Annotated in this window: 4 protein-coding genes; all 4 read left to right on the top strand. The window is 46.7% G+C overall.

The features are described 5' to 3' along the window. Positions 1-325 precede the first annotated feature (325 nt). The 4 genes from ACHBIF_RS00750 to ACHBIF_RS00735 all read left to right on the top strand — a co-directional run bounded on the left by ACHBIF_RS00750 (position 326) and on the right by ACHBIF_RS00735 (position 14,695). Entirely contained in the window at positions 326-1,228 is a 903-nt protein-coding gene (locus ACHBIF_RS00750) for a LysR family transcriptional regulator (RefSeq protein WP_105122333.1), read from the top strand. Positions 1,229-1,240: 12 nt separating this feature from the next. Beyond that, positions 1,241-2,350, top strand: a complete 1,110-nt coding sequence (locus ACHBIF_RS00745) for an acyl-CoA dehydrogenase family protein (protein WP_172095581.1) — start codon at positions 1,241-1,243, stop codon at positions 2,348-2,350. Positions 2,351-2,381: 31 nt separating this feature from the next. Continuing rightward, positions 2,382-3,311, top strand: coding sequence for an MBL fold metallo-hydrolase (locus ACHBIF_RS00740; RefSeq protein WP_394717986.1), 930 nt, complete (start codon positions 2,382-2,384; stop codon positions 3,309-3,311). A 302-nt stretch (positions 3,312-3,613) separates the two neighbouring features. Continuing rightward, positions 3,614-14,695 (top strand): MucBP domain-containing protein, encoded by an 11,082-nt coding sequence (locus ACHBIF_RS00735; RefSeq protein ID WP_394717984.1) that lies wholly within the window; start codon positions 3,614-3,616, stop codon positions 14,693-14,695. Positions 14,696-14,893 lie beyond the last annotated feature (198 nt).

Raw genomic sequence — 14,893 nt, 5'->3', positions numbered from 1 at the left:
CTTACTAGCAACAAGACAATGGGACAGTTCTTGAGGTCGGTTTGACAGATGTTAAGTACAAGAAATATCCCAGTAGTCAATTTGCTGGGATTTATTTGTGAAATTCGAGCAGATTTATTTAAAAGTATTCAGCAATATGATATAATAAATCGAGGAATTTATCGTTGTCTACTAAAAACAAATTGAAACCTTAGTTGCCAGATTTTTAGGGCAAAACGATAAACAAAACATGAAAAAACATCACCTAGCTACCAGTTCAGATAGGTGAGACAAGATTATATGAAAAACGCTTGTCCAAAAGGACAAAGGAGGATATGCTATGGGAATGGATATTGTTCAAATGGGGTATTTTATCAATATTGTTGAGAACAACTGTAATCTATCCCTAGCCGCCAAGAAGATTCATATCAGCCAGTCAGCTCTCAGCCAGTTCATCACCCAGTTTGAGACCAATGAAGGGCTCCAGCTCTTCCATAGAAAAAATGGTCGCCTGGAAAAACTGACCGAGGCAGGTGAGCGTGTCTACCGTTTTGCCACCGAAATTGTCGAGAAATATGAAGACATGCAAAGAATGATTCAGACCGAGTCTACCAAGCAGAAGGGCACTATCCGTCTGGGTATTCCGTCTTTGATATTGCGGGTCTATTTTGCCAATATCCTGCCGGACTTCCTGCTCAAACACCCAAATATTGATATCCAGATTACCGAAGGAGGAGGAGTGGACCTTAACCGTATGTTCCTGGCTGAGGACCTCAACTTTGTCGTGGTCATTGAGCCGACCTCCTTGGATAGCCAAAAATACGAGCAGCACATCATCCAGATGGACGAATACGTGGCTTTTATGGACAAGAATCATCCCTTGGCCAGTAAGGACCTGCTAGAGTGGAAGGACATTGAACCCTATCAAGTCGCCACCTTTAACAAGTCCTACACCACCTACCACCTCCTCAAGGACAAGTTCAAAAAAGAAAAAATCAAGCCTAAGCTCAGCTTCCTAGCCTACTCTTGGGACTACCTAATCGAAGCCACATCTGGCAATAATATCATCACCCTCCTACCCCGGCCAATCGAAGATTTGGTGGACAAGGACAAGCATACCATGGTCCGCTTCAGAGACTTTTTGCCTTTTAATATCTGGTTCTGCCGACCGTACAAGTCCAAGACCAATGAAATCGAGTCCTTTGTCTACGAAGAATTCCTGAAATTATACTACACGCCTGTCGAATAAAGTAGGTGAATCATGCAATACGACCAAGAAAAGTTAGACCAGATTAGCGACTATATCCAGGCAGAGATAGTTGGCCAAGCAGCACACTATGATGAGCATAAGCTCTTTCCGCTCCTCTTTATCAATCGGCTGGTCACAGATCACAAGATTTTCCACCTGCTCCACCAAACTGTGGACAGAGACAGCGGGCTCAGGACCTTTCTAGAGGTCATTCGCCTCCTGTCCATCGAGTTTTCCTCCTTGGCGGCCATCCTCATGACCCAGGCCTTCTTTGCCATCTGGCTCTTGGAGCATTTTGGCAGTCCTGAGCAGAAGGAGCGCTATCTGGATGATTTGCTCAACTTCAAAAAAATAGGTGCCTTTGCCTTTTCCGAGGAAGATATCAATCTGGACAAGCAATTTCCCGAAACCATGGCCAGACAGACCGACAAGGGCTGGATTATCAACGGTCGCAAGCAGATGGTTTCCAATGCTCCTATGGCAGATGTCCTCTTTGTCCTCTGCCAGACCGTGGACCAGTACGGCAAGAAGGACATGGCTATCTTTGTCCTCGACAGCAAGACTCCCGGTGTCCAGGTCGGTCCCACCATTGACAAGGTCGGTGTCCGCTCTATGCCGCTGGCACCTATTAGTTTTGAAAATGTCCAGCTGACCAACGACCAGCTGTTGGGCCACCAGATTGCCGGCAAGCAACAGTACACCCAGTCTATGATTAAGATGCGGCTGGCCATCAGTGCTCAATCCCTGGGCATTGCAGAAGGTGCCTTCAAGAAAGGTCTGGCCTATTCACAGATTCGCCGGGGCTTTGGCAAGCGTCCTATCGACGTATCTATCAATCAACTCCGCATCGTCGACCTGAAAACGGCCCTGGTTGCCTGCGAAGCCTATTACCATGACTACCTGCGGACCGATATGTCGGACGAACGAGAGGTCTCCATGCTGAAAATCATCACCTCCAGACTGGCCTCAACCATTTCTGAGGAAGTAGTTCGTATAACTGGAGCTTATAGCTTCATTGGAAACGATGATATCGAGCGCTATGTTCACGATGCAAATATTACCAAGGAATACGGCGGAAAAACAGATCGACTCAAGAAAAAAATTGCAGAAATGTGGCTGTAAAACTCATGTGAAATGAGGAGAATATGAAAATATGAAACTACAAACCTACCAATTCGGCCAGATGACCCTGACCTGGCTGAGAGGGGCAGACAAGTACACGGATGCAGGAACCATCTTCGGACCTGTGCCCAAGGCTGTCTGGTCCCGCTATTTCCCGACCAATGAACAGGGGCTTATCCATGACCTGACAGACCCCATCCTCATCAGCTACCAGGGCAAGCATTACCTGATTGACACCAGTCTGGGAACGGAAAAGCTCAGTGACAAACTCCGGAGAAATCTCGGCGTCATCTCAGAAAACCGTGTCCTAGAAAGCCTGGACCAGCTGGGCCTCAGCCCTGAGGATATCGATGTGGTCCTCATGACCCACATGCACAATGACCATGCCGGTGGCCTGACCAGGCTAGTCGATGGCGAGCTGGTTCCCACCTTCCCAAATGCCACCATCTACATCAATGACATCGAGTGGGAAGAAGTGCGCTATCCCAATCCCCGTACCAGGGCTACCTACCTGCCTGAAAACTGGCAGGCTATCCAAGACCAGGTCCAGACCTTTGGCTCAGAGCTCAAGCTGGTCGACGGCATTGAGATGCACCACACAGGCGGTCACAGCCGTGGCCACAGCATCATCCTACTCAAGCAAGATGGGGAGACCCTGATACACATGGCCGACACACTCCTGACCCATGCCCACTTTAATCCCCTCTGGGTGGCAGCAGTAGACGACTACCCTATGGACAGTATCAAGGCCAAGGAAAAGTGGATCAAGCAAGCCTACAGTCAAGGCTACACCTTCCTCTTTTACCACGACCCTTACTATGCCCTGCTCAAGTTTAACCAGGATGGTAGCCAAGTGGTCTCCTGCCTGGAAAGACTGCGCCCACCAGTCCTGCCTTTTACGGACAAGGAGGACAAGCGCCTGGTCGTAGCGGAGGAAACCAAGCTACCGATAACATACTAAAACAGATATATATATATATATATAAATGTATTTTATCAATAATTTTTGTGAAAATTTCACAAATCAGTCATTATCCCTTGCAAAAATTTGTAGGGGATATTTTTTATTGATCTGTCAATAAAACCTAATAAAATAGCAGTTTTCCATGAATATTTTACCGATAAACCATTCTAACAAAATACAAATATATATAACCTATTAGAGATACTTATAGTAACATAAAAATTCTTGATTTATACAAAACTATATGCTATCTTTAAATTGTTTTAATAAACAAAATAATATATAGAGGAGGGTTTGCAATGTCAAATAAAACTAATCGGAGGAATCGTGGTTTTGACTGGTATAGTCTGCGCCAGCGTTTCTCCATTCGTAAGTACCATTTCGGTGCTGCCAGTGTTTTGCTTGGTGTTGCCATTGCCAGTCTAGCGACAGGTCCATTGGCCCAGGCGGAGGAAATCGACCTTTCTACCCAGCCAGCGGTAGAAGTTCCAGTCCCAGAGACGCCACCAGCTGAGCTTCCAGTAGAAGTGCCAGAAGTTCCCGTGGTGGAAAGCTTGCCAAGTCCAGAGCCAGAAGCACCTGTCCTTGAAGCTCCAGTAGCACCTGCGGAAGTTGTCCCAGAAGTAACTGCTGAGCCAGTCGCGCCACAAGCACCAGCTGCACCAGAGGTGGAAGTGCCTGTCGAACGTCAAGCAGGTATCGTCTACCATGCCTCCTATGTGGAAGAAACCACAAAGGAAGAGGTCGGCAAGGGCAAACCACAGGCGACCATCGTCACCACTACTGAGGAAAAGGCTAGCGCAGAAGTGACTGTCACAGCTGACTACCTGCCGAAGGGCTATGAGCTGTCAGACCCAGCCAAGACCAACGTGACCGCCACCGTCCACGAAGGCCAGGCCAACCCAGTAGCTTTTTCAGTGCGCCCTGTAGCTGTCCCAGAAACCAAGGTAGTAACAGAAGGCTATACAGGCTTTAGGGCAACAGTGCCACCAGCAGCCAACGGTCAAGTCGACCAACCGACAGACGGTGGCAATGCGGAAGGTACGAGTGGGTTTAGGGCTATTCCTGCGGAGAATAGAACTGCTTTTTCAGGTAATCAAAATTTCAAAAATTATCAAGGTTTTAGTAGGGATAAGTTGCTTAACCAGATTACCTGGATTGATTTTTCGGATGCCAGTACGATTTCAGGAACGGGTACTGCTCCAAACCAAGCTGACGGTAATAAATTAGCTCCTTCGCTTCGAATTGGTACAAAATACAAGAAAGTCATTGCTCCAGGATATGAAGTGACGTTGGAAGTCATTGGCTTAAAACCTTTCGAAGCAACTGAAATCTATAAAGAGCGGATTGCTGGAACAGATCGAGAACAGTATTTCGATGCGAACCGAAAAAACCATATCATTAGAACTGGCGAGCAGGCTGAAATTATTGCGGTGAAGCAAGATCCAACTTGGTCGCAAGCAGCAAGACAAGGTCTGAACTTTGGTGAAAAAGCCGTTACTCTCCAATCCCACAAGGATGGAGGAAATGTAGGGGTGATCTTCCGAGGTTCAGCAACCTATCTAGGAAATTCTGTCCCAATCAACTTTGTTTTGATGGAGGCAGAAGAAGCTAAGAGGGAAGAACTTGTCATTTTCACGACCAATGGAGAAAATTTTGAACTACTTGGAGAACTTTCCAACGATTTGACCTTGTCATCCTACAGTCCTATCACGACGGGCTACTTCAAAGATAGAAATAGATTTGAAGATGTCACTATCCCCAACAATTGGGCGGCACGTTTTGATGCTTTGGACTATGTCAATGTTGGCACGTCAGAAACCATTGCAACTGCAGGACAAACCTTAACAGAGGGAAATATGACCCTGGTAGATGGGTTAGGTACTAAGGTTTTTGGACCAGTAACAAACCGTAGGAAATCTACAGTATCTCCGAATGAGGAATATTCGACCCCTATCTTGCTCACTAAAAATGCTTCAGAAGTAGGGATGTTTATCACTTCATTGGGTAGACAGTCTGCCATGATTGGGGTCATGGTCTATGATGAAGGGGATGCTCCAGCCTCATATGGGGAAGGTAAACACGCCCTTAACCTCAATGTTGCGGATAAGAACCCATTCCTTGGAACAGTTATGGCTGATTTGGATTTTGTGCCAGAGGCTATTCCAGCTGACGCTGCTCCATGGTATCGTGATGAGTTAATCAACCAGTGGGATGAAGGACCTATTCAGCTCTTGGGGGCAAGTGACGCGGCGAAGAATAACAATAATTACACCCTTCACCATTCTACTAATGGTAGCTATGAACTGAAATTACAAGCTTCTGCAAATGGTAATCCCAAAGCACATATGCAGGGATGGATTGATTTTAATAACAATGGAATTTTCGATGAAGGAGAAGCGTCTGGAGTGGTCGAAGTAACATCGGCTAAAACCTATACCTTAAACTTTACTGGAATTCCACAAATTACGGATACAGACTTAACGAAGTTAGGTGTTCGTGTCCGTATAGCGGTTGATAGAAATGATATTTTAACCCCACATTTGACAGCCTTGTCTGGTGAGGTGGAGGACTTCCAAGTTCAATTAACCCACCCACCGCGCGGTACTAAAAAAGAAACCACTGCTAGCCAAGGGGAAACCCAGAGAGCTACTGTAGAATTTTTTGCTTATGGCAGGAATGCTTACGAAAGTACAGCTGCAAAAATCGATGAAACAATCCCTCCTTCAATCGTCAAAGAAGACGGTCAATTAGTACAGGATAGTGAGTTAGTTGATGGTTATTATGTTGTGCCAGGAGAGGGTAGGTATAAGATAACTGCTAATGGCAAGAATGTAGATGTTGAATTTATTCCGGAAGAGAATTTTGTCACCAAGCGGACGGATGGTAGTATCGTCAAACAGGCTAAGGGTATCACTATTCGCCGGACAGGAACAGTAGTAGATAAGGCTGGTACGGCAGCCTATACAACAGGTTGGACGGCGACTACGGATGTTCATGGAATTGCGAATATTTCAGAACAGACCAATACTATGGATGGTCGCTATATTCCTCATGTGGTTGCTGTTGTTCCTAGTGGAGTTGATGCGACTTCGAGTGCTGTCCAAGGTGCTGTCCAGACAGGAAGACCAACTTTCGTTCCTGGAACAATTTCCACAGGTGCCCAAGTCCCTATGGATCCAAATACAACGAAGTTATTGGATGATAGCTCTAATCCTGTTGATGCTACAACTGCCTATGCCATGGTCAAGGGTGTCCGTACAGCTGTAGGTGAGTATAGGATTTCTAGCACGGATGGCACAGTAACTTATACACCAAACGATGAAGGGAAACGCTATATTGGTAGTTTATTGCCTGTAACTGTACAATCCAAGGATGTCAATGGCTCTGCTGCAACAGCTACCTACACCCCTACAATTACGCCACTGAGTCCATCAGCAGTTGCTGCGACTTCTGTTGGTTTGCAAGGAAAACAGCAAACTGGTCGTCCGACCTTTACTAAAGGTTCTGCAATTGATGGTGTAGGTGAATTGGTACCAAGTAGCTTGACCTTGCTTGATGCAAGTGGTCAGCCAGCTACAAGGGTAGACGTACCTGATCAGGGTAGCTATGTCTTAAATCCGGATGGTAGTATCACCTTTACACCGTTACCGAATTACTATGGCAGTCCGACCCCAGTTAATGTTCGTCAAGCAGATAGTAATGGTAGCACGGTTGTAACAACTTATTCACCAAATGTCATTGAAGTTCGCCCAATTGCTGATCCAGATAAGACTTACGGCCTAAAAGGAGCTGAGCAAACTTCTAGGAGTGACTTCTTTACTGCTGGGCAGATTGATTTGGATGGTAATAAGGTATATGATCCAGCTACAGAAGTTGTGGCCTTAAATCCTGATAGTCGCAAACTTATCAATCAACAAGGTCAGGAAGTAGACAGTGTGCAAGTGGCTGGTGAGGGTGTTTATCGCTTGAATGGTGATGGCACGATTACCTTTACCCCAGAGCCAGATTTTGTTGGACTAGCTAATGGTGTTACCATTACGATTGCGGATGTCAACGGTACAAAAGTATCCACTACCTATGTACCTAAGGTTATTGACGTCCCTGAAGATGAGCTGAAAGAAACGGTTAAGCGGACCATTCATTATGTTTATGCAGATGGTCGTGAAGCAAGTACCAGTGTTGAAAAGGTTCTTGAATACACACGCACAGCAACAGCAAACCCATTGACAGGGGAAATTTCCTACAGTCCTTGGGAATCTACGGATAATGATTTCCCACTGGTAACTTCTCCAGTCATTACAAATTATACAGCAAGTCAACTTGAGGTGGCGGAGCGCAGAGATGTTCCTGCTGAGGCAGTGGATGAAACCATTACGATTGTCTATCGTGAACATGATAAGCAATTAGCGACATTTACATACAGGGTCGTTGATGGACCAGAGTTGGCTAAAGATCAGGAGATTGGTTACTCTTCTGCACCAATTACTTATACAACAGCTGCCAAAATTGCTGAAATTATAGCGCGTGGCTATGAACTGGTTGAGGATGGATTCGCAAACGAAGCGAATAAGAGCTTTGATACGGATACGGCGCGAGTTCAGAACTGGGATATTTTATTCCGTCCTAAAACAACTGTCACAACTCCAGATCAACCGAAGACTCCAGGTGATCAAGTGGATCCAAGCATTCCGGATAGTCCTCGTTGGGAGGAAGTAACCAAGACCATCACTCGTACAGTTTCCTACAAATTGAACACAGTTGATGGACCAGAAGCACCAGGAACTAGCAGTCAGACCAATACCGTTACCTTTGAACGCACTGGTACTTATAATTTTGTAAGCAATCAGATTACCTATACGAATTGGGTAGCTAAGGATGGCGATGCGACTTTAGAGGGTCATGCTTTACCAGATGTACTAGGCTACACTGCAACTAAGGCGACTGCAAATGATGAGGAAGTCTTGCCACTTTCAACAACACGCAATAAAACGGTCACTCATCTTGATAATAATATTACGGAGATTGTTGTTTATACTCCGGATGCACAGCTTGGTAAAATTAGCTTTATCAATGTAACGGATCCTAGTCAAGAAGTGCTTGTTAGAGAGATTCCGTTGACTGGTAAAACAGGTGATAAATTTACAGTTGATACAGCAGCGATTATTGAAGAATTTAGACAGCAAGGCTATGAAGTCAGTGATATTTCAAATTATGACAAGGAAGGTTTATTCTCTCCAGATCCAAATAGTCATGATGAGTTTATTTACCATTTGACGGAAAGAGTAGTTCCTGTCGATCCATCAAATCCACCAACACCAGGTACGCCAGTCGATCCGAATAATCCAGATGGACCGAAGTGGCCGGATTCAGTTAGTGGAATTGTAACCAAAGATGAAGTGAAGCGGACTATTTCTTATGTAGATGAAGCGGGAGCACCTCTATCGCCTTCATTTGAAGATACAGTTAGCTTTACGAGAACTGCTACAGTTAATTTGGTAACAGGAGCGGTTAACCTAGGTTCTTGGGAGGCGGTTAATAGTGACAAGGAATTAGCAGGAAATCCATTGCCAACCATAGCAGGTTATTCTATCAAAGGGGCCACATCGGATTCCCTTGTAGCTGAGGCGATAGTCACTGAAAACCCTCGTACTGTTGAGGCAGAAGCTCCAGATATTGTGGAAGTTGTTACTTATCAAAAAGACAAACAAGAGGCAATTATTCGCTTTGTTGATGTAACAAATCCACAAGCTAGGAATGAATTAAATACCATCACACTCTCTGGCAAATCTAGTGAGGAGATTGGTTATGATGTCACTCCTCTAGTGAACTTATATGAAAAAGCTGGCTATCAAGTAACCAATAAACATTCTTACAGTCCAGCGACTCTGTACGATACAGAAAAAGATGTGCCTCAAGAGTTTATATTTGAATTGGTTCAAAAAACGACTACAACCACCCCAGATAATCCACAGACCCCAGGTACGCCAGTGGATCCGAATAATCCAGACGGACCACGTTGGGAAGAAGTGACCAAGACCATCACTCGTACAGTGGCTTACAAATTGGATACTGTCGATGGTCAACCAGCTCCGACTACCGAAACCAAGACCAATTCAGTCACCTTCGAACGGACTGGTAGCTACAACCACGTGACCAAACAAGTGACCTACACGGATTGGGTAGCTAAGGATGGCGATTCGACTCTGGAAGGCCAGACACTACCATTGGTGACTGGTTATGTGGCTGTCACCGCAACTAGAAATAACCAGACAGTAACACCAAGCGCAACGGCAGAAGCCATTGAAGCAAGTGCTACGACAGATAATGTGGATGAGATTGTCGTTTACAAGGCCCTCAGCTCTTGGACCATCACTCCTCCAACAGGTACAGACCCAGTTCCACCAATTCCTTACGACAACCATCCGACCGACCCAACCAAGCCGGCGGATCCAACTCCGACCCCAGCAATTCCGAAAGTGGATGGCTATGTCCCAGTTGGACCAGATGGAAATGAATTGCCTAAGGATCCAGATGGTAACTACATCCCACCAGTACCGACTGACCCAACTCAGCCAACAGTTATTACTTACAAGGCCCTTGAACAGAAGGCAGTCATCAAATACTTGGAAGAAGGCAGCAATAAGGTTCTCTCTCCAGCTGATGAAGTAACTGGTCTAGCAGATCAACCAATTGTATACAGCACAGCAGATACCATTGCCTTGATTAAGGAACGTGGCTATGAATTGGTGCAAGACAACTTCCCAACGAATGCGACATTTGACCGTGATACAACCAGTACACAGGAGTACACAGTTGTGTTTAGAGAGAAGGTTGTCACAACCACTCCGGATAATCCACAGACCCCAGGCACGCCAGTCGATCCGACTAATCCAGACGGACCACGTTGGGAAGAAGTGACCAAGACCATCACTCGTACAGTAGCTTACAAACTGGATACTGTCGATGGTCAACCAGCTCCGACTACCGAAACCAAGACCAATTCAGTCACCTTCGAACGGACTGGTAGCTACAACCACGTGACCAAACAAGTGACCTACACGGATTGGGTAGCTAAGGATGGCGATTCGACTCTGGAAGGCCAGACACTACCATTGGTGACCGGTTATGTGGCTGTCACCGCAACTAGAAATAGCCAGACAGTATCACCAAGTGCAACGGCAGAAGCCATTGAAGCAAGTGCTACGACTGATAATGTGGATGAGATTGTCGTTTACAAGGCCCTCAGCTCTTGGACCATCACTCCACCATCAGGTACAGACCCAGTTCCACCAATTCCTTACGGCAACCATCCGACCGACCCAACCAAGCCGGCGGATCCAACTCCGACCCCAGCAATTCCGAAAGTGGATGGCTATGTCCCAGTTGGACCAGATGGAAATGAATTGCCTAAGGATCCAGATGGAAACTACATCCCACCAGTACCGACTGACCCAACTCAGCCAACAGTTATTACTTACAAGGCCCTTGAACAGAAGGCAGTCATCCAATACTTGGAAGAAGGCAGCAATAAGGTTCTCTCTCCAGCTGATGAAGTAACTGGTCTAGCAGATCAACCAATTGTATACAGCACAGCAGATACCATTGCCTTGATTAAGGAACGTGGCTATGAATTGGTGCAAGACAACTTCCCAACGAATGCGACATTTGACCGTGATACAACCAGTACACAGGAGTACACAGTTGTGTTTAGAGAGAAGGTTGTCACAACCACTCCGGATAATCCGCAGACCCCAGGTACGCCAGTGGATCCGAATAATCCTGATGGACCGAAGTGGGAAGATGTTTCTCGCACCATTACTCGTAAGGTGTCCTATGTGGTCGAAAGTCCAGAGGGCGAGACTGTAACAGCTCCAGAAGGTAAGACTACAACAGTGACCTTCGAGCGGACAGGTAGCTACAACTTCGTAACCAAGCAAGTGACTTACACGGATTGGGAAGCCAAGGATGGCGACGCTGTTCTGGAAGGAAATCCATTGCCAGTCATTGACGGCTATGTGGCTATTGCAGCGACTAAGAACGGTGACAAGGTAGAGGCTAGTACAACTGCGGAGGATGTGACCGCTACGGAAACTACGACCGATATCAGCGAAGTCGTGACCTACAAGAAACTGTCTAGCTGGACCGTCACACCGCCTCCAGGAAATGACCCAGTTCCAGACATTCCGTATGAAAACGATCCGAACGATCCGACCAAGCCTGCGGATCCAAAACCAACCAGACCAAATGAAGAGGATCCAAACAATCCAATTCCAACGGTTCCAGACTATCCAGGTTATGTACCAGTAGACCCTGATGGTAATGAATTGCCTAAGGATCCAGATGGTAACTATATTCCACCGAAACCAACTGACCCAACAAAACCAACAGAGATCACTTACAAACCAGTTGCCCAAAAAGCCAGCATCACATTTGTCAATAAGACAAATCCAGTTGCGCCTGTGGAGCTAACAACTATTCCGTTGACAGGTAAGAGCGGTGACCAGTTTGGCTATGACCCAACTCCATTGGTCAAAGACTATGAGATGGCAGGCTATGTGGTCACCAATGAAAATGATTATGCGGCGACCAAGACTTATTCTGATGATCCAGAACACCATGACAGCTTTGTCTTCTCTATCGTTGAGAAAACAGCTACCATTGTGCCAGAAGATCCAAATTCACCGGATGATCCAAACAATCCAAATCCAGGTGATCCTGTCGATCCGAATAATCCTGATGGACCGAAGTGGGAAGATGTTTCTCGCACCATTACTCGTAAGGTGTCCTATGTGGTCGAAAGTCCAGAGGGCGAGACTGTAACAGCTCCAGAAGGCAAGACTACAACAGTGACCTTCGAGCGGACAGGTAGCTACAACTTCGTAATCAAGCAAGTGACTTACACGGATTGGGAAGCCAAGGATGGCGACGCTGTTCTGGAAGGAAATCCATTGCCAGTCATTGACGGCTATGTGGCTATTGCAGCGACTAAGAACGGTGACAAGGTAGAGGCTAGCACAACTGCGGAGGATGTGACCGCTACGGAAACTACGACTGATATCAGCGAAGTCGTGACCTACAAGAAACTGTCTAGCTGGACCGTCACACCGCCTCCAGGAAATGACCCAGTTCCAGACATTCCGTATGAAAACGATCCGAACGATCCGACCAAGCCTGCGGATCCAAAACCAACCAGACCAAATGAAGAGGATCCAAACAATCCAATTCCAACGGTCCCAGACTATCCAGGCTATGTACCAGTAGACCCTGATGGTAATGAATTGCCTAAGGATGACGATGGCAACTATATTCCACCGAAACCGAAGGATCCAAGCCAGCCAACGCCGATTACCTACAAACCGGTTGAGCAAGTTGGTAAGATTAGCTTTGTGGACGTGACAGTTCCTGAAAATCCCGTGACCAAGGTGACCATTGACCTGTCTGGTAAGACTGGCGATAAGCTGGGCATGGATGTATCCAGCATTGTTACCATGTACGAAAACCTGGGCTACATAGTTACCAACAAGGATAATTACGATAAGGACGGCACATTTGGACCAGATCTGAAGTCCAACACCTTTGTCTACGAATTGGTAGAGCGGACGGTGGACATCAATCCAGATGATCCAAATACACCAACGCCTAAACCAGGTGAGCCAGTTGATCCGAACAATCCTGACGGACCGAAATGGCCAGATTCTGTCAGAGATCTTGTGACGACTGAAGAAGTGACGCGTACCATTTCTTATGTGGATACCAAAGGTAATACTGTCTTTGAGGAAATCAAAGAAACCAAGACCTTCAAGCGTACAGCTAAGGTTAACATCGTAACTGGTGCCATTACCTACGGTGACTGGTCTGCTGATCAAACCTTTGAAAAAGTGACTTCACCGCTCAAGGACAACCACCTGGTAGACAAGCTCGAAGTGCCAGCAAGCACCGTCAAGGCTGAGGATGAAGACATCAATGAAGTCGTGACCTACACACTTCTTGGCCAATGGAAACCAGTCGTGCCACCGGGTACTAAACCTGTGCCGCCTGTGACCTACCCACGTGATCCGGAGGATCCGACCAAGCCAGGTACAGAAGTGCCGACTATTCCAGCTATACCTGGAACCATTCCTGTCTACCCAGATCCAAATAACCCTGGACAAACCATTCCATTGGAACCAAGTCCAGATGGAGGTTATGAGCTTCCGCCTGTACCAAGCAAGCCAGGTGAAGATACGGTTATCGAGTATGTTCCAAACACTGTTAGCCTGACTGTCAAGTATGTGGACGATACGGGTGCAGACCTGCGTCCAACAGAAAGCAAGGAAGTCAAGGTCGGTGATGACTACACCACCACTCCACAGGTGATTGAGGGCTACTATCTAACTGAAATCCCTGCTAACAGCAAGGGCAAGGTGGGAGCAGAAGGTACAACCGTTGTCTATGTTTACAATAAACTCGGTTCATGGGTACCAGAATTGCCAGAGGGTCACGACCCAGTGCCACCAATTCCGTATCCGAACCATCCGACAGACCCAGGTAAACCAGGTATTCCGACAGGTGTTGTGCCAGTCGTTCCAGGCTACATCCCTGTAGGACCAGATGGTAAAGAATTGCCTAAGGGTCCAGACGGTAACTACCTGCCACCTGTACCAAGCAAGCCAGGTGAAGATACTGTTATCAAGTACATTCCACAAGACGCTAGCGTGACCGTGCGCTATGTGGATGACAAGGGCAATGATTTGATTCCAAGCAAGTCCATTCCAGGTAAGGTTGGTGATGATTACACGACCACCCCTGAGATCATCAAGGGCTATCTGCTCAAGGAAGTACCAAGCAATGCTTCTGGTAAGATTCCAGCAGGCGGTACAAGTGTTGTCTACACTTATGTACCAATTGGAAGCTATGTACCAAACATTCCAGGTCAGCCATCTACTCCGATTCCATATCCGAATCATCCGACTGACCCAGGCAAACCAGGTACAGATCTACCATCTATTCCGCATGTTCCGGGTTATATCCCTGTCGGCCCAGGAGGAGTACCATTGCAGCCAGTAGATCCAAGTGATCCAACCAAGGGCTACATTGCGCCTCCTATCCCAGGAAATCCAGGTCAAGATACACCAATCAACTACATTCCGAGCCCACCAGCTCGACCAAGTAGACCGATTGTTGTGACACCTGTCAAGCCTGAGACTCCAGTTGAGCCAGAAGTTCCAACAACTCCAGCTCAACCGAGCCCAGCAGGACCTGCACAACCAGCTAGCCCTGGTACGGCTCAATTGCCAAATACTGGTACCAGCGATTCACATGCAGTGACTGCAATTGGTGCTAGCCTCTTCCTAGCTGCCCTTGCCATAGCAGGCACAGCTCGCAGAAGAGAAGAGTAATCCTTATGCTTTCCAACTATCCTACATGGTCTTTATCTGGACCTACATTCCCACCACTAGTCGAATGATTGGTTTATATTGCATCTTCTCACCTCCCACTTGTAGGCCAGATAGCAGACCTGTTTGGAAGTAGAAAATAGATAGGCACCCAGAATCTGGGTGCCTTGTCTATTCTATGGAATATGCGTATTGAGAATC

Source organism: Streptococcus sp. A11 (assembly GCF_043674225.1).
Taxonomy (GTDB): Bacteria; Bacillota; Bacilli; order Lactobacillales; family Streptococcaceae; genus Streptococcus; species Streptococcus suis_V.
The sequence above is the reverse complement of the archived record's forward strand: the minus strand, read 5'-3'. Positions and strand labels throughout refer to the sequence as shown.